20 protein-coding genes are annotated in these 19,503 nt (G+C 37.8%); 1 reads left to right on the forward strand and 19 read right to left on the reverse strand.

The window, feature by feature from the left end; translation table 11 throughout:
- Positions 1–34: 34 nt before the first annotated feature.
- The 7 genes from IEX29_RS00070 to IEX29_RS00100 form a co-directional block, all read right to left on the reverse strand.
- A complete protein-coding gene (locus tag IEX29_RS00070; protein ID WP_188732489.1) occupies positions 35–1,585 on the reverse strand; it encodes an ABC transporter substrate-binding protein in 1,551 nt (516 codons plus the stop codon).
- A gap of 26 nt (positions 1,586–1,611) precedes the next feature.
- Positions 1,612–2,637, reverse strand: a complete 1,026-nt coding sequence (locus IEX29_RS00075; RefSeq protein WP_188732490.1) for an ABC transporter ATP-binding protein — start codon at positions 2,635–2,637, stop codon at positions 1,612–1,614.
- Positions 2,607–3,605, reverse strand: a complete 999-nt coding sequence (locus IEX29_RS00080) for an ABC transporter ATP-binding protein (RefSeq protein ID WP_188732491.1) — start codon at positions 3,603–3,605, stop codon at positions 2,607–2,609. The genes IEX29_RS00075 and IEX29_RS00080 overlap by 31 nt, the downstream gene beginning before the upstream one ends.
- Before the next feature lie 26 nt (positions 3,606–3,631).
- Complete coding sequence (locus IEX29_RS00085) at positions 3,632–4,510, reverse strand: ABC transporter permease (RefSeq protein WP_188732492.1); 879 nt, start codon at positions 4,508–4,510, stop codon at positions 3,632–3,634.
- A gap of 1 nt (position 4,511) precedes the next feature.
- Positions 4,512–5,483, reverse strand: a complete 972-nt coding sequence (locus IEX29_RS00090) for an ABC transporter permease (RefSeq protein WP_188732493.1) — start codon at positions 5,481–5,483, stop codon at positions 4,512–4,514.
- A gap of 262 nt (positions 5,484–5,745) precedes the next feature.
- Positions 5,746–6,483: an IclR family transcriptional regulator gene (locus IEX29_RS00095; RefSeq protein WP_188732494.1), complete on the reverse strand. Its 738-nt coding sequence runs from the start codon at positions 6,481–6,483 to the stop codon at positions 5,746–5,748.
- A gap of 153 nt (positions 6,484–6,636) precedes the next feature.
- Positions 6,637–7,047 carry a GNAT family N-acetyltransferase gene (locus IEX29_RS00100; RefSeq protein WP_188732495.1) on the reverse strand — a complete coding sequence of 137 codons (411 nt, stop codon included), beginning with the start codon at positions 7,045–7,047 and terminating at the stop codon, positions 6,637–6,639.
- 173 nt (positions 7,048–7,220) lie between these two features.
- On the opposite strand from IEX29_RS00100, the gene IEX29_RS00105 reads away from it, so the two are divergent.
- Complete coding sequence (locus tag IEX29_RS00105; protein ID WP_308423606.1) at positions 7,221–7,991, forward strand: class I SAM-dependent methyltransferase; 771 nt, start codon at positions 7,221–7,223, stop codon at positions 7,989–7,991.
- 88 nt (positions 7,992–8,079) lie between these two features.
- Here the strand turns inward: IEX29_RS00105 and IEX29_RS00110 are convergent, their stop codons facing one another.
- The 12 genes from IEX29_RS00110 to IEX29_RS00160 form a co-directional block, all read right to left on the reverse strand.
- Positions 8,080–8,625 (reverse strand): YusW family protein, encoded by a 546-nt coding sequence (locus IEX29_RS00110; RefSeq protein WP_188732496.1) that lies wholly within the window; start codon positions 8,623–8,625, stop codon positions 8,080–8,082.
- Positions 8,626–8,820: 195 nt separating this feature from the next.
- Complete coding sequence (locus IEX29_RS00115) at positions 8,821–9,243, reverse strand: ATP synthase subunit I (protein WP_188732497.1); 423 nt, start codon at positions 9,241–9,243, stop codon at positions 8,821–8,823.
- Positions 9,240–9,452, reverse strand: a complete 213-nt coding sequence (locus tag IEX29_RS00120) for a helix-turn-helix transcriptional regulator (RefSeq protein WP_188733025.1) — start codon at positions 9,450–9,452, stop codon at positions 9,240–9,242. Before IEX29_RS00120 ends, IEX29_RS00115 begins: the two co-directional genes overlap by 4 nt.
- 537 nt (positions 9,453–9,989) lie before the next feature.
- A complete protein-coding gene (locus tag IEX29_RS00125) occupies positions 9,990–10,745 on the reverse strand; it encodes a sugar phosphate isomerase/epimerase family protein (RefSeq protein WP_188732498.1) in 756 nt (251 codons plus the stop codon).
- Between the two features lie 85 nt (positions 10,746–10,830).
- Positions 10,831–11,883 carry a Gfo/Idh/MocA family protein gene (locus tag IEX29_RS00130; RefSeq protein ID WP_188732499.1) on the reverse strand — a complete coding sequence of 351 codons (1,053 nt, stop codon included), beginning with the start codon at positions 11,881–11,883 and terminating at the stop codon, positions 10,831–10,833.
- 2 nt (positions 11,884–11,885) lie between these two features.
- On the reverse strand, positions 11,886–12,896 hold the full coding sequence (locus tag IEX29_RS00135) for a Gfo/Idh/MocA family protein (protein WP_188732500.1): 1,011 nt from the start codon (positions 12,894–12,896) through the stop codon (positions 11,886–11,888).
- A gap of 63 nt (positions 12,897–12,959) precedes the next feature.
- Positions 12,960–14,039, reverse strand: a complete 1,080-nt coding sequence (locus tag IEX29_RS00140; RefSeq protein ID WP_188732501.1) for a Gfo/Idh/MocA family protein — start codon at positions 14,037–14,039, stop codon at positions 12,960–12,962.
- 2 nt (positions 14,040–14,041) lie between these two features.
- Positions 14,042–14,188: a hypothetical protein gene (locus tag IEX29_RS26475; RefSeq protein ID WP_229720026.1), complete on the reverse strand. Its 147-nt coding sequence runs from the start codon at positions 14,186–14,188 to the stop codon at positions 14,042–14,044.
- Entirely contained in the window at positions 14,178–15,044 is an 867-nt protein-coding gene (locus tag IEX29_RS00145) for a sugar phosphate isomerase/epimerase family protein (protein WP_188732502.1), read from the reverse strand. Before IEX29_RS00145 ends, IEX29_RS26475 begins: the two co-directional genes overlap by 11 nt.
- 355 nt (positions 15,045–15,399) lie before the next feature.
- On the reverse strand, positions 15,400–17,019 hold the full coding sequence (locus IEX29_RS00150) for an extracellular solute-binding protein (protein WP_229720027.1): 1,620 nt from the start codon (positions 17,017–17,019) through the stop codon (positions 15,400–15,402).
- A 54-nt stretch (positions 17,020–17,073) separates the two neighbouring features.
- Positions 17,074–17,979 carry a carbohydrate ABC transporter permease gene (locus IEX29_RS00155; RefSeq protein WP_188732504.1) on the reverse strand — a complete coding sequence of 302 codons (906 nt, stop codon included), beginning with the start codon at positions 17,977–17,979 and terminating at the stop codon, positions 17,074–17,076.
- A 15-nt stretch (positions 17,980–17,994) separates the two neighbouring features.
- Complete coding sequence (locus IEX29_RS00160) at positions 17,995–18,987, reverse strand: ABC transporter permease (RefSeq protein WP_188732505.1); 993 nt, start codon at positions 18,985–18,987, stop codon at positions 17,995–17,997.
- Between the last annotated feature and the right edge of the window lie 516 nt (positions 18,988–19,503).

The raw sequence follows: 19,503 nt of genomic DNA on the forward strand, positions 1-19,503 counted from the left end.
TAAAATTGTCACTCCCTTTCCAACAATACAATGACTATTCAGTCAATTCTACATACGTATATTCTGCAAACCCCGTTTTCCCGATAGCTTCTTCTGAAAAAGGGTCGCCTTCTATATAAGCATGAACAGGATCAGACCCCACCCATTCTGAGATTGGATAGATAATCATATCCTCTAAAAGGATCCGTTGAACTTCACTGTAATAACTTGCACGTTCTTCCTCCTCAAAAATAGCCCCTGCAGTATCAAGCAGCTCATCTAATTCTTGATTACTGTAGCCCATGAAATTACTATCTCCAGTTGTCGATACCCTTGACGTGATAGCTCCAACATCTGGTCCTTGATAGCCTCCAAGTAAGGTTATTTGGAAATTTTGATTGTCTACAACTTTTTCTTGCCAAGCTGCATACTCAGACGAATTAATGGTTAGTTCAATTCCAACCTGGCTTAGTTGTTCTTTAACTACTGTAGCTATGTCGCTAAAATTACCAGATTCAAACATATCAATACTTGTCGATAAATAGTTCCCGTTTTCATCTGGTTCAAGACCTGTTTCTTCAAGTTTCGCTTTAGCCAACTCTTGATTGCTTTCAGGGATAAGGTAATCATCATCTAATACCCATTCATACGATGGAGAAAGAAAATGCGTTGCTGCTTCTCCAATCTCACCATCAGTTCTCATTGTAATATCTTCATTATCAAGCGCATATGCAATTGCCTGTCGAATATTAGGATCATTAAAAGGCTCCTCTGCAACATTAAAAGCTAAATACTGACGTGATGGCCAAACAGTTGGAGTTATTTTATATTCATCGCTATTCACTATATTTTCTACTTCAGCTATAGGAGGAGCACCACCTAAAATATCAATTTCACCATTATAAAAGGCTTGAATTTGCGTGTCTTGATCAGAGTTAATAGAGAAGATTAACCGATCTACTTTAGGTGTGTCACCAAAGTAATCACTGTTATGTTCTAACTCTACGTTTACTCCTGTCTCATGACTTACAAATTTAAATGGACCAGTACCAATTGGTTCAACACTTGTACCTGAGTCCCAATTATCTTCATCATAAATATGCTCTGGAACAATAAATGTGGCATACCAAGCTAAATATCCTAAAAAACTGGCATCTGGTTGGCTCAATGTAATAACGACCGTATTATCATCAGGTGCTTCAACCTTTTCCATACTGTTTAAATTATCTACAGCAGCACCATTCTGCTCTATAATCATATCTAATGTAAATTTAGCGTCGCTTGATGTAAAAGGCTCGCCATCATGCCAGGTTATATTTTCATGTAAATTGAAAGTTATCTCCGTGCCATCCTCAGAAACTTCCCAGTCTTTCGCTAAATCTGGTATAATCTCTTGATTATTATTTAATTTAATTAAACGACTATAGATATTTTGTGCCATCGGGTAGAAATTGTCGTCAGGTCTAGCATCGGGATTATATGTTTGAGGGTCCCCAACAGCGCCAACCACTAGCGTATCCCCACTATTAGATTCTGCTTCTCCATTAGAACATGCAAATAACAGCGTATTACATATAATAAAAATACCTAGTATTAACTTCTTCAACTGCCACCACTCCTTAATTAATCAGATTAATTATCTAATTCATCTGTACCATATGGACAATACACTTCGTGATGATTACTAACAGCTCTTACATCGGGGTATTGCATCGAACATGAAGCTCGACTAATCGGACATCTCGGTTCAAAAAAACACCCTGGTCCTGCGTTTACAGGTGTTGGTGGCTCCCCTTTTAGATAAATAATGCTTTTATTCTGTATATCCTCATCCAAGTCCATAGAGTTAGATATAAGCGCTTTGGTATATGGATGCTGAGGATTTTGTATTATTTCTTCGGTAGAACCAATCTCAATAATACGCCCAAGATACATAACTGCAATCCGATCAGCTATATATCTAGTAGCGGCTAAATCATGGCTTATAAATACCATAGCAGTCTTTTGTATTTTACAAACCTGCTTGAGCATATTCATGATATCTGCCCTTACGGATACATCTAACATTGAAACAGGCTCATCGGCAACTAAGAAATCTGGCTTTAAAAGCATTGAGCGCACAATAGAAATCCGCTGCAGCTGACCACCTGACAGCTCATAAGGATAACGCTTCAAAATATCTTTTGCTGGTGTTAATCCAGCATTTTCTAAGATTTCTATGCATTTCATCCTTCTTTCATCTGTATTGCTTCCCACATCGTGTAGTTTCATCACATTCAATAAAATTTTCTCTATTGTGTATCTTGGATCAAATGTATCAAAGGGATTTTGAAAAATAATTTGAACCTTTTTTCTAAAAGCGAGTTGATTATTTTTCAATGATAGATTCGAATTAAGCCCTCTTATATTCACAGATCCTTCGCTTAGACTTTCCAGATTCACTAATACTTTACCTAATGTTGACTTTCCACAGCCGCTTTCTCCAACAACCCCTAAAATTTCTCCTTCATTCATAGTAAAGCTCACACCGTCAACTGATTTTACTTTTTCCTTATTGATCAAGCTCCACCTTTTAGTTGTCTTTCGTGTTTTTCGAATATAGTATTTCTTCACATTATTTACCTCTATTACACAATTGTCTGTTTCCCCTCCTCCCATACAAATTCACCTCCCTTCACGAAATGGCATTTAACTGCTCGGTTATTTTCCAATTCACTATTTTCAGGAGCTGATTGAAAGCATACCTCTTTTGCATACGGACACCTAGCAGCAAAAACACACCCTTCTATAGGTTTACTCAAATCTGGAATAGAACCCTTGATAGCCGTAATTTTTCTATTTTCTCCCTTAAGTGAAGGAACAGATTTAATTAAACTTTTTGTATATGGATGAAGCGGGTTGTACAGGACATCCTTGACGAAGCCAGACTCCACGATTTGCCCTGAATACATGACTGCCACTTTTTTACAAGAAGAGGCAACGATAGATAAATCGTGCGTAATCATAATCCGTGTTAAACCCATTTTTTCTTCTAATTCCATAAGTTCTTTTAATATTTGGGTTTGCGTCACAACATCGAGCGCAGTTGTTGCTTCATCTAGTATTAAGAGTTTTGGATTATGCATTAAACCAAGTGCAATAGATACTCGCTGCATCATCCCCCCAGAAAGTTCGTGAGGGTAAGCTTTATATACATGTGATGGTAAATTCACCATATCTAATAGTTGAAAAATTCTTTGTTTCAACATTTTATGTGGAATATTTTTTTCATGTAGTCGATAGATATCTGAAAGTTGATTTCCAACACGATGAACTGGACTTAATGCATTCATAGACTTTTGAAACACTGCTGCAATATCTACCCACCTTACTTCTCGTATTTCTGATGGAGTCAAATCAAGTAAGCGCTTACTTTTCATTTCGATTTTCCCAGTTACTTTTCCAGTATTTTTAGGAATCAACTGCAATATAGCCATCGCAAGCGTTGATTTACCAGACCCTGATTCACCAACTATTCCTATTGTATCCCGTTGGTCTAATTGAAATGAGATATCCTGAACTGCATGAACACTGTTATTTTTCGTATAATATTCAACATTGAGTTTTTTCACATTTAGAAATACCATACAAACATCCTCTCTTATTATTCATTTTATTTGAGTTTGGGATTAATTACCTTATTAAGACCATCTCCAATCAGGTAAAAAGAAAGCACTGTAATCACAATCATAAATCCCGAAAAAGTAGACACCCACCAACCAGATGTCATATAAGATCGCCCATCAAATACAATTTGCCCCCAGCTAATTATGTTTGGATCACCCAATCCTATAAAACTTAAACTAGACTCAATAAGGATGGCACCGGAAATATTCATAGTTGTACTCGCAATAATAGGAAAGATACCATTTGGAATAATATGTTTAAAAATAATGAAGCTTTTTTTCTCTCCAATTGCAATACTGCTTTTTATAAATGTTCTTTCACGAATCGAAAGAGCCTGAGCCCGCATTAATCTTGCATTACTTGCCCATCCTGTTAATCCAATAATAACCATTACAATAATCAAACTATTTCCAAACAGAGCTGCTACTAATAAAATAAGAAAAAAAGTTGGCATCATAAGAAATATATTATTAATTTCTGTTAATAACCGTTCTACTTTTCCGCCATAAAAACCCGCATAGGCGCCAATGATAGTTCCAATAATTCCAGAAATTATAGCCGATACAAATCCTACCATTAATGAAGTTCTTGTTCCATATAGAATCATGCTGTATAAGTCCCGGCCCAGCTTATCAGTTCCCAACCAATGTTCTGCACTTGGCGGTACTAATAATCCATCCCCAAGAGCAGTCGGGCTATACAGGGCAAGTAATGGGGCAAATACTCCAATGAGGACAAGAAATAACAATAAAATACTCCCGATTTTCAATTGATTATTTTGATTAATGATAGTATAAATTCTTTGCAGTACATTTTTTTCTTTTGGCGTTTGAGGTAACGCTTGTTCGGTTATTGGTTGGCTCATTTTACCGCTCCTTATATAAAATTCTTGGATCTAAATAGGCGTAGATTACATCTACTATAATCATCATGATTGCAACAGAAATAGAAAGCAGCAAATAAATTCCCATAAGAAGAGGGTAATCTCTTCTATGGATAGCATCTAGCATAAAACTTCCCATTCCCGGCCAAGAGAAAACAATTTCAACAATAGCCACCCCAGTAACAATGTATGCTAGGTTAATACCAAACACTGTAATCGTCGGTAAGATTGCATTTTTAAAAACATATTTATTAAAGATTCTACTTTCACTCATACCTGTTGCTCGTAATGTAGTAATAAAATCCTCAGACATCACCTGAATAATGGAAGAACGTGCAATCCGAAAGTAATATGGAACAGTTACTAAAACAATCGTTGTAGCGGGTAACAGCCAATGCTTAAATACATCCAAATAGTAGTTAAAACCAGTATAGTTTGTGCGAAGATCAACCATTCCCGATGTAGGTAGCCATCCTAAGGAAGAAGAAAAAATCATTATCAACATCATACCTAGCCAGAAATTAGGCATTGAATCAAAAATATATGAGCTTCCTGAAACGATATTATCGAATCGGGAGCCACGATAACGAGCGCAGTAAATACCTAATGCTGTTCCAATAATTAAAGCAATGATTGCCGTCGTCAAAGCAAGTAGTAATGTTGGACCAATGCGCTCCATAATCATCTTTAGGACTGGTTGATTACTCAGAATAGATACTCCAAGATCACCTTTTGCCAAGTTTCCAACGTAGTTTATAAACTGCATAAATACAGATTGATCAAGCCCATATTTTGCTGTTAATTCAGCTTGCATCTGGGGTGAAGGGCTATCTTGCCCTGATAAAACACGAATTGGGTCTCCAGGAGAAAGTTTTATCAGTGTAAAATTTAATACAATAGATACTACAATAATTAAAATACCTGTAATAATTCGTTTTTGAATGTAATTAGCCATTTGGCACCCTCTTTTCATCAGTTTTAACGAAATATTTAGAATTTTATTATCAAATTTTTCCGATATGTAGAATACCTTTCCACTATACGGGAAAATAAAATTATACGATGTCCAGCTGCTTAAGGATTCGTATTCATATTATTTGTGTAAATTATTATTAATTTGACTAACAATTTAAATGTCTTATTTCAAGAAGGTCTAAACACACATATAACCAAATCAGTTTCCACTATACGGAATTTCTTTCCGTATAGTGGGCACATCAATAACTTTTCGCTCCAACAAGACTAGATATTTGCCGTGCACCTTTTATTACTTCTTTTGTTAATTCTATAATTCTTTCATTTGTCGTTTGATATTCTAATAAATTAATACACAATGCTCCAAGAACTTGTTGATCGAGGCCTATAATTGGTGAAGCTACAGCTATCGTTCCTTCATGTATATCACCTCTACTTATAGCGTATCCTTGTTCTCTTAATTGTGGCAGCAAGTCCATTAACTTCGAAACCTCTTTTTCAGAAATTAATTGCTTTATAATATTTAGTGCCTCTGAAGGATTATAGTTTGCTAACATTATCTTGTTCGGTGCTCCAAGATGCATAGAATTTCTTGCCCCCAAATGATCGACAACGCGGACAGCAGATGGGCTATCTACCCGTTCTATGAGGATAGCATATAATCCATTGGGAACACTTAGATAGATACTTTCTTTTAATTTTTTTGACATGTCCTTCATTACCGGTAATGCCACTGTCCTTAAACTACTATCCTCTAACACTTTTAATCCATATTCTACCCATCGGGGTCCTATGCTATATTGTTTCGTTTCAGATGTCTGAGTAAGTAGCCCATGTTGAACTAAAGAGCTGATAATTCGATGTGTCGTACTTAAAGGAAGAGCAGTTAACTTAGAAATTTCAGAAATTGATAAATTTCGGGGCTTTTCTTCTTTCATTAGTAGATGTAATATTTGCATAGCTCGATCAATTGTTTGCATTTTTACATCATCCCCTTTCTCATTTTCTAAAAATTATAAAATATTTAAGGTTATATTATAACACTTCAATGTTTATTGCAAGGTTTATTTAATATACATTTTCATTTTCCCGTAAAAATTTAATAAAAATCCAATTAAATCAGGCATTTTATTTTAATACATCCGGTACATTCCTTGCGAATCAGGAGCAGTATAACGAAATCCAAATTGTTTATACAATTTATCAGCAGGAATATCTGCGATCAAACTGACGTAGGAACCTTTGTATGTATGATTATCTAAGTAGTTCATAATTTCTTGCATAACATGTTTCCCAAGACCTTGTCCTTGATAAATTGGTTTAACCACAATGTCTACTACATGGAAAACAATTGCCCCGTCGCCTACTACTCTACCCATCCCAATCAACGTATCAGCATCATAAATTGTTACAGCAAACAACGTATTGGGAAGCCCGATTTTAATCGCTTCTTTTTCCTTATGACTTAATCCTGCCTCAACGCGGAGTTGGTTAAATGCTTCGATACTCGGTGTTTTGTACTTGATTTGATAACGCTCATTCATTTATCTTCCATCCTTTTTATTTATTTGTTTTTTATTTTATCATTTCAACATATCTCTGATAAGTTTCATATAATATTTTCTTATCTGATCCTATTAAAAACCAATATTATACTTCAATAGCATGCAAAGCTATAATTAATGATAACGACAGGAATTATGGAGGAGGGAACATTGTGGATTTCCATAGTAAAGATAATATGTACAGCTATACGAACCGTGAAGCCGATGCTGCTTGGAAAGAGAAAATTAACGAGCTGGTTGACATTCATTCTATTCACCGGACCGTAGATATAGGCTGTGGAGGCGGTATTTATTCCAAAGCATTGGCTGATATCGGGATCCCATCTGTATTAGGTATTGACTATTCCAAATCTATTTTAGACGGAGCCAGGGAAAACTGCAGTAATTATTCCAATATTTCCTTTCAGCATGGTTATGCAGATAATACTGGTTTAGATCCAGATAGTGCTGATTTAATTTTATCCAGAGCATTAATCCACCATATAAAAGACTTAGGTTCTGTATTCGCTGAGACATACAGAGTATTGAAAAGCGACGCTAGTTATCTTATCCAGGATCGCACATTGGATGACTGTTTACTGGAAGGAAGCAACGAACACATCCGCGGCTACTTTTTTGAAGCTTCCCCAAAACTAAAGGAATTTGAAAAGAAGCGAAGACACTCCGGCTATACTATAAAATCGGCTCTTCAGCAAGCTGGCTTTAAAAAAGTTGAAGAGCATCGCCTGTGGGAAATAAGGAAAACGTATCAAAACAAACAGGCTCTCTTAGATGATATTCAATCCAGAGCCGGGCGCAGTATTCTCCATGAGCTATCTAATGCTGAATTGGCATCTTTAATTAACTATATTAATCACTCTATCGGTGATATGAAAGATATTGTGGAAAAAGATAGATGGACATTGTTTAAAGCAGTAAAATAGTGCGTTGGTAAACATTATCCATGAAGAGCTTTATTCAGCAAAAAACAGACAGATCCTAATTTTATTAGATTGTCTGTTTTTTGCTTATTTATTTTTTGTCTTCAAACTCTATTTTAGTACCGTCCTGTAGTGTAAGCTCTAATTCAAACTTGATATAATCTGAATCCAGATTAAGAGCATCTAAAGTTTGATTTATTGCATCATTTTTATCCGTATCCTGTTGAATGGTCAGCTTTTCAACACTCGGATAAATTTTATCAAATGCTTCTTTTCCTGTTAGATTCTCTCCATTTAATTCATCCTCTAACTCCGCTTCAATTATTCCGTTGTCTTGTTCAATTTCCGCTTCATATTCTTTATCTTTACCATAATCAATTTCAACTTCGATTTCCGAATAGTTAAGATTATCTAATTTTTGTTTCATCTCATCATTCGTACTATCCGCTTCTCCATTGCTTGTATCCGCATTTGAACTGTTGCCTTCTTGTTCACCGGTACTATTATCTTGTTCATTATTATTTGCTATATTTGTATCCTGATCTGCTTCAGTTTCATTACCGTTCGTATCATTGCAAGCGGCAAGTATCAACGAAACAAGCAATATACCGGCAAACGGTACTATCATTCGCTTCATTTTAATCACCTCCAGATACTATTATTTTCCCCTTATCTGAATCAACAAAACTTAAGGTAAGCCTTCATTGGCTATACGAATTCAAATTGTCTTATAACGTACCTGTCGAGAAAAGTTTTGTGACCTTTCAGCTGTGCACACGAACATATCCGAATATATTGGTTTGCACTTTTCAAGGAAAGCACATAATGGCGGCTATCTTCTTCTCGCTATCACAGTACCAATTCCGGTAATCCAGATATAAGCCACAAAAAAGATCCATAAATACATCATTGATACTGATTCAACTCCCAAAAGACTGGATATAAATATTCCCATAAATAATACAGCTAAGGAAATATGAGATGCGTATGCAGAAAAGCGGAATATATTTTGCTTTACTCTTTCATCAGCTTCTGGAGTGTTATCTTTTTTCCGTTTTTTTATTATCCATGCAAACACTGCTATAATAACTGCTCCTGTTAACCCTCCTAAAAGTACTTCGTACGGATATTCTCCTTGAAAGAAGAAAACAAGTATTGTGCCTAACAGAATTCCTATGAGAGAACTAATCAATCTTAAAGTCAATGTCGATTTTTTTGCACTTCTTTTCTTTTTATCAGTATCTTTCATACTCATTCGTCATCCTCCTCTTCTAAAATAAATACCTGCTCAATCGGCATTTCAAAATAGGCAATTATTTTTAAAGCCAGCTCCAGACTTGGATTATATTTATTTTTTTCAATAGCGTTCATCGTCTGGCGTGTGACCTGCAGATCCTCTGCCATTTTTATTTGTGTTATCCCTTTTTTTCGTCGAATTTCACGGATATGATTAATGACTGCTATAACAGACACCTCCTAAAAAAGCGGTATATCAAGTCTAAAACAACGTAAAGATATCTTTACATATAGTATAATAAAAAAACGAAAAAAAGTAAAGATATCTTTACTAATTTCCGCTCTTTTATTAATCGAACAATGCTATTACTTTTCTGTATAGCGCAGTCTCATCCTCTAAAACTTTATAAGGAGCTCCTTCATCATCGATTATATAGCCGGCACCAACCGTATAAAATAAAATGTCGCCATATCCAAAATAATCAGATCCCGCCTATGTATATTAGAAAGAGCCCTCTCTTATTTAAATCGAGAGCTCTTTCCTTTAACTCCTTGTTAACAGGATTCTTCCTATAAGTGCGTGTTCAAAAAGGCCGATAAGTAGGACCAAGAAGTTCAAGGCGACGAGCTTTTTACGAACAGAGCGTATGCTTTATAATACGTGAGTAACGCTTTTGGTGGGGCGAGTAATCGCAGTCCCATCGTAAAAAGCTCGTCAACGCAGAAATTCGCCGTGTCATCCTTATTAGACTTTTTGAACATCCTCTATAAAAAAATCTTATTTAAATTATTCATATTGGATCTAGCACTTTCCAGCGGATCACCGTCAAAATCCTCCTGTTCCACTATAAACCAGTTAACCCCATTCTCTTTTCCAACACGGAGCAATGTTGATATATCAAGCATACCCGCTCCTATTTCTACACTTCTTTTTTTTCCGTTCTCTTCTTTCATATCTTTTATATGGAGAGATATAATCCGCCTCCCATATTTACTGATAATATCAGTCGGTTCATAACCGGCATACGTTGCCCAGTAACAGTCCAGTTCAATCTGTACAAGCTCCGGTTCTGTCTGACCGAATAAAAGATCAAAGCCTGTTTCGCCATCAAACATCTCAAATTCAAAATGATGATTATGATAGGCAAATATCATCCCGTTGTCCTTGCATATTTGTCCAATTTCATTTAATTTTTGAGCTGTCCGTTGATAATCTGATCTGGTCTTTCGGTCTGTTTCAGACAGCCAGGGACAAATCAGCAGGCTGTTCCCGATTTCCTGATTATAAGCAATCGTCTCTTTCAGCTTATCCCCGGTCAATTCATCAAGCCCTGTATGGCTGCCAGCTGCATCAATCTGTTTATCATCCATTAATCTTTTCAAATTCTTTGCAGGTGTCTGAAAGAATCCTGCAAACTGAACTCCCTGATAGCCCATATCTGCTGCAAGACTGATAGTCTCTAATAAATTATCCTCTGCTGTATCACGAACAGAATAAAGCTGCAACCCAAATTCACCCATAATTCCATCTCCCATCTGTTTGTAATTTCTTTATATAATCACTTTCATCCGATTGATTTGATAGAAATACCATTTATAAATCAGCTTATTCAGCGAAAAATTTAACCGGTTCTCCTTTGTCGGCAGATTCATAAAGTCCATTAATAATTTTTTGAAGAATTACTCCCTGTTCTGCCGTACTGATTGGCTGGTCCTCATTCAAACAGCAATCTATGAATCGTTCCATTTGCAATTCGTAATTATCTTTCACCGGTAGAAAAGATGGTGTGGTATCTATTAATGTTTGATGTTTTTCCTGGTAAATTTTTAAAGGAAAAACATCTGCACCTCCGCTTGCACCCATCAGAGAAACAGACATTTCATCATGTTTCTCTGTATTTGCAGCAAACGCCGATTCCAAAATAATCGACGCTCCATTTTTAAACGTCACCATTCCCCGTGCCATATCTTCTATCGAGAAGTTCTCCCAGTCCCAATGTCCTGCTAAGCCGACACCCGGTTTATTGCCGAGTTTCTGATAAGTAACACCAAAAACAGTATCAGGTTCCGGGTATCCCATCAAGTAAAGGGCAGCATCCAGCATGTGTACACCAATATCAATAAGCGGGCCTCCCCCCTGGAGTTCCTTGTTCGTAAAAACACCCCAGCCCGGGATTCCACGGCGTCGGATTGCATGTACTCTCGCAGCATAAATTTCACCAAGTTCATTTGCATCAATAAACCGCTTTAAAGTATCTACTTCCTGTGTATGTCGAAAACTCAGCCCGTAAGTCAATATTTTCCCATACTGCTTTGCCGTTTCAGCCATTTTTTGAGCCTCCTCCAGAGTCATTGCGGGAGGTTTCTCACAAATAACATGACAGCCTGCCTGAAGCGCTGCAATTGTCACCTCAGCATGAAACTTATTAGGTGTACAAACACTTACGGCATCGAGCTCTACTTCCTTCAACATTTCCTGGTGATCTGTAAAAACTTGATCAATATTAAATGTTTTGGCAACAGCCTTCGCATTCTCTTTGGCCACATCTGTGATAGCAACAATTTCCACCTTGTTCTTTTGCTTTAGATAATTGGGGATATGCACCGTTGCCGCAATGCCTCCCGCTCCTATAATACCGACACGTAACACCTTTTCCATTACTATTCCCCCAGCAATTCAATTAGTTCAATCCGGCGATTTTCTTCTTGTGATAAAGCTGCCGCTTCGTTCAGACGGGTTAATTGAATAACGTCTTCTTCTGTGATAGTTGGTTTCGATTTGCCATGTATTGCTGCAGCCCACTGTTCCATTGGAATTGGGAGAGACTCCTGTGCATCTTCTGGCTGTATCCATCCATTCCCCTCGAATTGACTGCTTCTTAAACGAATCTGTTCATCTTCAATAAGCAGTGTCCCTTCTGTTCCATAAAGTTCTAATTGAAAAGGGCTTCCATTTGATAAAAAGCTTGTTTCAATAATGCCCAAGCTGCCTGATTCATATTCCACAATAACAACAGCATTATCATCGGCACCAAGATTTCTTATAGAATGGAGTGATGCTTGCAATGCTTTCGCAGGACCAGCGAGCCGGTTAGTCAAATAGAACGGATGCGCCCCAAGATCAATGAGCGCCCCTCCCCCACTCTGTGCCGCATCAAAAAAACGTTCCGGCAGCCAACCGTAATTCCCATCTCCAGCAGCAACCGCACCATTATGCGCAAACCGGCAGCGAATTGTGGTTAAATCTCCAAGCCATCCTTTGTCTACTGCCTTTTGTGCGTACACATAATAATTCGCTGTCAGTCTCGGCATGGAAACTATCAGTTGTACCTGATTTGCTTTCACAGTTTTATAGATTTCTTCACATTCTTCAACCGTAAATGCCAATATCTTTTCCGTAAATATATGCTTTTTATGTTTTGCTGCGGCGATAATGATATCTTTATGCAAACTTGTCGGTGTCGTAACAACAACAGCATCTATTTCCGGATTGTCCAGGACGGTTTGGAAGTTCACTTCAAAAGGAACTCCCAGTTCGTCTGCCCATTTCTTTCCCCGCTCTTCCTCTTCATCCCAGACAAGCTGGACAGAAAGGTGTTCGTTTTCTTTCACTTCTCTTGCATAATCATCTGCATGTACATGCCATCTGCTAAGTAATGCTACATTTATCATTTTTTTCCTCCTCTGTTAAGGAAACATATTATTTGTTAAATATTTTTTTAGAAAATACTCCAATTAAAAATAAACTGCTTTCCCTGTTTTCGCAGATTCATAGATCGCCTCCAAAATTTGCGTAACAACAAGTGCTTCTTCTGGTTTTACCGTTGGTTCTGTATCGTTGATAATACTTTCTATCCACAACCTCGCTTCCAAATCGGCATCATTTTCCGCTTTTCCTTCATAAAAGGCCACACCGCTGGTTGAGAGATCAATCTCATTGGTATATAGTTTTCCAAAGTCCTCCCCATTAATTCGCAAGCCGTTTTTCATATCTGCGCCGCCCTCGGTACCACTGAGCGTACACTTTGCTTCATCCACATCTAATGAATTCAATGCCCAGCTCGCTTCCAGAGTAATCGTTGCCCCATTCTCCATTGTAATAAAACCGAATGCGGAATCTTCTACCGTAAATTTTTCCGGATCCCAAGGCCCCCATGCATTCGCGGCATCTTTCTTTTTGCCTAATTTATGATACGTGTTTCCCATGACAGACTTTGGTTTATAATTGTCCATCATCCATAAGGTAAGATCAAGCGCATGTGTTCCAATATCAATTAATGGTCCACCGCCCTGTTTTTCTTCATCCAAAAATACACCCCATGTTGGTACAGCCCGACGTCGAATCGCGTGTGCCTTCGCGAAATACACCTCCCCTAAATCTCCACGTTCAGTTACCTGATGCAGATGCTGGCTGTCTGGTCTAAAGCGGTTGTTGTAGCCAATCGTCAATTTCTTCCCAGTCCGGTATGCTGCTTCTACCATTTGTTTTGCTTCCTCTGAGGTTTTGGCCATTGGTTTCTCACACATTACATGCTTCCCGGCTTCCAGTGCAGCAATCGAGATTTCTGCATGAGAGATGTTCGGAGTCAGAACATGCACCACATCAATCGTCTGATCCTTCAATAATTTTTGGTAATCTTCATATACTGTCGCGTCTTCTGTTCCATATGCCTGAGCCGCTTTTAATGCTTTTTCTTTCTCAATATCACAGAATGCTGTTAATGCTACTTCTTTTATTTTTGATAGGCTTGGAAGGTGTTTTCCATTAGCAATTCCTCCGCACCCGATAATAGCCACATTTAATTTTTTCGTCATATTCAAATTCCTCCTGTTTTTTCAAAAAAGTTTTTACCTTGTTCATCAATTAAAGATTCAAAATGTATTTTCAAAAATGGAGCAGGCTCCAATAATACCAGCTTTAATTCCCTCCACTGTACGGCCCCTTTTCTTATTTCAGATTTCATTCCAGATGTTCTGAACATTGTTCAAACTAATTTTAGTAGCTTGTCTGCATTCTTCCATTCCTTCGAATTCAATTGAAATGTATCCATCATAGCCGGATTGCTTGATGACATGGATGATATCGTACAAGTTGGTATCTCCATGTCCACTGATTGCTCCACGCAAATAATTACCTGAAGCTGTTTGAAACCAGCCTTCACCAAGATAATGCGCAGATGCTGGACGATAATAGAAATCCTTGATATGAATCATAGATGCATCTTTTATATTTTTCTTCACGGCAGCAACAGGGTCTTCATCCACACAGAGGAAATTTCCGACATCCAAAGTCGTTTTAAAATTTTCCCGATCCACACTGCTAAGTAAACGCTGAATTCGGTCGCTTGCCTGAACATAAAAACCATGATTTTCAATGCTGGTGACAATATCGTATTTCTTTGCGTAGTCAGCTATCCGTTGACAGGCTTCCACCAGCCGCGGCAGGTCTTTTTCAAACTGTTGAATCGACGTTTCCTGGATCGGTTTAAATGAAACATCATGCCGCATCCGCTTAACTCCTAATGCGTCAGCGACATCTACTTCTTTTTTGACACGCTCCACCTCCTGTTCATATGCTTCTGCTGCAGCCGGCAGAAAATCTGCACCAATAGCATAATTAGAAATTTCAATTCCAACCTCTTTTACTCTTTCTTTAATTTTTTTAATTAAACCCGGATTATCGGTCAATGTATATCCCATTGGCACCAATTCAATATGCTTTCCTCCCTGAGCTGCTGTCAAATCAATAACATCCAAAATGGTCATTTCTCCGTCATTCAGCGCCTTCACTAAACTATAAGAACTTATCCCAAGCTTCATTTTCGAACACCTCCAGCAGTTATTTGTTTCCTTTTCATATATCTAGTGTGTTTAAAATTTTCATGTCTGAAGGGACTGTGCCTTCCCAGGAAAACGATGGTATGATCCGCGCTTGCCCTGTATGTCTCCACGCAATCCTCTATTTCTTCACATTCCAATATTAAATGGCTGTTATATCCTGGCTCTTTCATAAGTTTGACGACCTTCTTTCTGCTATTTGCCGCAAATTCATTTCAAAGTATTCAAACATACTTTTTTCTGGCGGTAAGTCGAAAGCGATTACATCATTCTATATGCATTTACTACTCAACTATTTTAACCTATCGACATGTTTTTTCACATCATCCTTTCGTTGTTAATCATTTTCTTTCCAGCGATTATAAGCATCCTGATAAATCTCCACGTAACGTTTGATATTCATCTTTTCAATGGTATCAACATAATTATCCCAGTTGGATAATGGCTCCACACCTGTAATAAATTTCGCCTCCATTTGTTCTACATAAGAATTCAAGTCCACTTCAATATTGTTTACTTCTTTTTGCTCCTCTTTTGTCAAATAAACAAGAGGATATCCGATTTCGCCAAACGGTTCAATCTTTTCCGCTGTTTCTTCCTTAATAAATTGTTCAAATAGAGTATCTTCTCCCAGACTATCCAGATCATTTCTTAATGACGGTGTTGTAATACCATAGTCGGGAGTAAGCGAACCCCGATAATCCTCTGAAGACTCATATCCTTCCGGTGTATCAAGCTTCTGCTTCGTTCCTTCTTCTTCATCTTCCCACTCCCATAGATGCCCTTCTGGTCCCATATTCAAATATTCAAATCCTTCGCTGGAGTAGAAATAATCAATCCAGCGAATCGATGCTGCCGGATTCGGATTACTTTCTGAAATAGAGAAGGCGCCTCTGGACATCCCGTGACCAAGAGGAATTACAGGCTCTCTGGAATTGTCATTCGTCAAAGGATAAAACATTGGATTCCCGACAGCTTCTTCTTCCGGTTCTCCAGTAGTAAAGAAAGAGTACCAATCCGGGAAAACACCAATGCGGCTGTCTTGACCTTTGGCCTTTTTCTGTTCATCAGACTGAGAAAATGTTTCCGAATCCAATAACCCTTCTTCATAAAGTTTATGCATATACGTCAAATACTCTTTATATGCTTCTTCCATTGGGGCATAACGCACTTTTCCATTATTTTCTTCAATTCCCCATTCCTTGATACCAAATGCTGCAAGCAGCCATGGACGGGAGCTTTCCATTTTTACATCCAATAACGGAATTTCATCAGCTTGTCCATTTCCGTTTGGATCTTCTTCTTTAAACCGTTTCAATAATTCATAGAATTCATCTGTAGTTTTGGGTAATTCCTCAACTCCTAGTTCTTCCAGCCATTTCCCGTTATACCATAATGGCCCTGTATACCATTGAGCAGTTGTTTCATCACTGACCATCGGCAAGGAATAGATGTGGCCATCAACAGTTGTAATCGACTTTTTAATATCCGGTCTTTCTTCCAGCAGTTTTTTCAAATTTGGTGCATATTCTTCAATCAATTCTTCCAATGGGATAAGTACACCCTGCTCTCCATAATCGACCTCCATCCCAGGTGTCAAATTATCTGTGCCTGCACCGTAAATAATGTCCCCTATATCCCCGCTGGTAAAGGCAAGGTTCAGCTTTGTCTGAAAATCACTGACCGGAGGCGTAACGTATTTGAATTGAATGTTGGTCTTCTCTGTATAGTCCTTCAGCAGCTCCATGTTTTCCCACTCTTCGATTCCGTTTCCCGGAGCCATCATTGTTAATTGTATTTCTTCATCCACAATAGGCAATCCCTCTTTGTTGACCTCCGCTTCTGCTGCTTTTTGTGCATTTGCATCTCTTTTTTTCGTTTCTTCATCTGAACCGCATGCTGCCATTATGGTAATGAATAGCATTAAAGTTACTAGCAACCTCCAAGTTTGTTTCACTGTTATTCTCCTTTCCATTTTACAAATAATCCATAAATTTCACATTATTCATCTCTAACCTTTTAGCGAGCCGATCATAACACCCTTTACGAAGAAGCGTTGTAAAAATGGATATATAATAATAATCGGCAAGGTGGAAACAATCATTACACCATATTTGATAACTGCTGCAAGTTGTTGCTTACTGTGCATTGCTTCTGCCATACTTCCTGTTACATCCGTATTCTGTGAAGCCATTTCTTGTAAAACAAGTATTTCTCTCAAAACGAGCTGAAGCGGAAACAGTTCTTTGTCTGATAAATAAATTAATGCATTAAAGTAGCCGTTCCAGTGTCCTACACCATAGAATAGTCCCATTACTGCGATAATAGGCATAGACAGCGGCAATATGATTTTGAAAAACATTTTAAAGTTAGATGCTCCGTCAATAATTGCCGCTTCCTCCAGTTCTTTCGGGATCGTTGACTGGAAAAATACCCTGGCAATAACAATATTCCAGACAGCCGCTGCATTTGGCAGAACCATTGCCCAAATGGTGTCGATTAACCCAAGACTTTTTACAACCAGATAAGTAGGGATCAACCCGCCACTGAAAAACATAGTAATTACGAACATTGCCATGAATAAATTTCTGCCCGCAAAATCCTTCCTCGACAAGGCATATGCTGCAGGTATAGTTACGGCAAGATTAATTGTTGTCCCTAATACTGTATAGAATACGGTATTTAAATACCCTTTCCAGATTGCACCATTTTCAAAAATAATGCGATACCCTTCAAACGTTATTCCTTTAGGAAAAAGCCACATTTTTCCCGAATTCACATCGGCAGGGTCACTAATAGATGCACTGATTATATATACCAGAGGATACAGTACAATTAACGTAGCAAAACCCAGGAAAACGTAAATCAGAATTTTTATAATCTTATCGGTCATTGTTTCACTGATAGCTGAATTCATCAAAACCCTCCCTTTTTACCATAAACTTGTTTCTGATCGTTTTTTTGCAATTTGGTTAACAGTAATAAGCAGAATTGCGTTAATTACTGAGTTAAATAGACCGACGGCAGCTGCAAAACTGTACTGTGCGTCCAACAATCCAGCCTGATAAACAAATGTTGCGATAACATTAGACGATTCCAAGTTAAGCGGATTTTGTAAAAGCAAGATTTTCTCGAACCCCATTGCCATGATATTTCCCAGGTTCATAATTAACAGTATAATCATCGTCGGTACGAGAGCGGGAACGTTGATATGCCAAATCCGCTGTAGTCTGGTTGCTCCATCTACAATTGCTGCTTCATGATGCTGTGGATCCACTCCGGAAAGCGCCGCCAAATAAATAATCGTTCCCCAGCCAGTGCTTTGCCATACGCCGGAAAAAACATATACTGTCTTAAACCATTTCGGATCACTCATAAAAGGAATTGGATCGAATCCCAATAATGTAAGCCCGTGGTTTATAATCCCCGTTGCAGGAGAAAGAAAAGCAATAATCATACCGGCCATTACTACAACTGATATAAAATGGGGTGCATAAGTGACTGTTTGTACCGTTCTTTTATATAGCCCGTCCTTTGCTTCGTTTAAAGCCAGCGCCAAAATAATAGGCAGTGGAAATCCGATGATTAATTCATACACGCTGAGTCCCAGCGTATTCTTTATAAGATCCCAGAAATAATATGAATCAAAAAATCGTTTAAAATGTTCCAGCCCTACCCATTCGCTTCCCCAAATCCCGCTCGAAGGAATAAAATCTTTAAAAGCAATTTGAATGCCGTACATTGGAATATAATGAAAAATAAAAAAATATAAAAAGGCAGGTAAAATAAATATGTACAGCTGCCAATTCTGTAATATTTTTTTATTCTTCTTTTTTGGCTTCGGCAGTTTTGTCGGAACTTTCCTGCTTTTTGGTGTTTGCTGCTTTTCTTCCTCGGTTAACACCGTTGCCGTATTTGAATCCATATCCTTTCCTCCTCTCATGTAACTGCTTTCATTCTAGATTTTTCTGAATAGAGATTCAATATGTATATTTGGTTAAAACTTGTCGACATTCCCTGGAAGAATCGCTTTACCGCCCGCCCACCAATAAACTTAAATATTTAAGATATGTTAAATTTGTTCATCTATGTCAAATACGTTGAAACCATGATAAACGCTGTAATGGCACCGTTTACAAATTATGCAGTAATCAAACCATCTACTGGTTTGCTCCCCCTTCTGCGTATAACGCAAAAGGAGAATCAGCCCTCCGCAAAAAGCAAATAAAAAGCCGATAAAAGAATTCGAGACATATTGAATATACTTGATTAACCAAGTATGACCGTTCCCGTAATTTTCTTATCAACCGGATAGTATCATCACAGTAGAAGTAAGTGACATCCTCATTTTCAAGACATATGAGAAATCTATAAAGAAGCCTGATATATACTCGTTTAAAAAACAAGTTATCAGGCTTCTTTTCCCTATTTACATTTCTAC

It is taken from the genome of Oceanobacillus neutriphilus, assembly GCF_014645515.1.
GTDB classification, from domain to species: Bacteria; Bacillota; Bacilli; order Bacillales; family Amphibacillaceae; genus Oceanobacillus; species Oceanobacillus neutriphilus.

Coding starts and splice junctions, on each gene's coding strand:
- IEX29_RS00075 (WP_188732490.1), bottom strand. CDS start 2,637: ATGGGAGGAGGGGAAACAGACAATTGTGTAATAGAGGTAAATAATGTG.
- IEX29_RS00080 (WP_188732491.1), bottom strand. CDS start 3,605: ATGGTATTTCTAAATGTGAAAAAACTCAATGTTGAATATTATACGAAA.
- IEX29_RS00085 (WP_188732492.1), bottom strand. CDS start 4,510: ATGAGCCAACCAATAACCGAACAAGCGTTACCTCAAACGCCAAAAGAA.
- IEX29_RS00090 (WP_188732493.1), bottom strand. CDS start 5,483: ATGGCTAATTACATTCAAAAACGAATTATTACAGGTATTTTAATTATT.
- IEX29_RS00095 (WP_188732494.1), bottom strand. CDS start 6,483: ATGCAAACAATTGATCGAGCTATGCAAATATTACATCTACTAATGAAA.
- IEX29_RS00100 (WP_188732495.1), bottom strand. CDS start 7,047: ATGAATGAGCGTTATCAAATCAAGTACAAAACACCGAGTATCGAAGCA.
- IEX29_RS00110 (WP_188732496.1), bottom strand. CDS start 8,625: ATGAAGCGAATGATAGTACCGTTTGCCGGTATATTGCTTGTTTCGTTG.
- IEX29_RS00115 (WP_188732497.1), bottom strand. CDS start 9,243: ATGAGTATGAAAGATACTGATAAAAAGAAAAGAAGTGCAAAAAAATCG.
- IEX29_RS00125 (WP_188732498.1), bottom strand. CDS start 10,745: ATGGGTGAATTTGGGTTGCAGCTTTATTCTGTTCGTGATACAGCAGAG.
- IEX29_RS00130 (WP_188732499.1), bottom strand. CDS start 11,883: ATGGAAAAGGTGTTACGTGTCGGTATTATAGGAGCGGGAGGCATTGCG.
- IEX29_RS00135 (WP_188732500.1), bottom strand. CDS start 12,896: ATGATAAATGTAGCATTACTTAGCAGATGGCATGTACATGCAGATGAT.
- IEX29_RS00140 (WP_188732501.1), bottom strand. CDS start 14,039: ATGACGAAAAAATTAAATGTGGCTATTATCGGGTGCGGAGGAATTGCT.
- IEX29_RS26475 (WP_229720026.1), bottom strand. CDS start 14,188: ATGAAATCTGAAATAAGAAAAGGGGCCGTACAGTGGAGGGAATTAAAG.
- IEX29_RS00145 (WP_188732502.1), bottom strand. CDS start 15,044: ATGAAGCTTGGGATAAGTTCTTATAGTTTAGTGAAGGCGCTGAATGAC.
- IEX29_RS00155 (WP_188732504.1), bottom strand. CDS start 17,979: ATGAATTCAGCTATCAGTGAAACAATGACCGATAAGATTATAAAAATT.
- IEX29_RS00160 (WP_188732505.1), bottom strand. CDS start 18,987: ATGGATTCAAATACGGCAACGGTGTTAACCGAGGAAGAAAAGCAGCAA.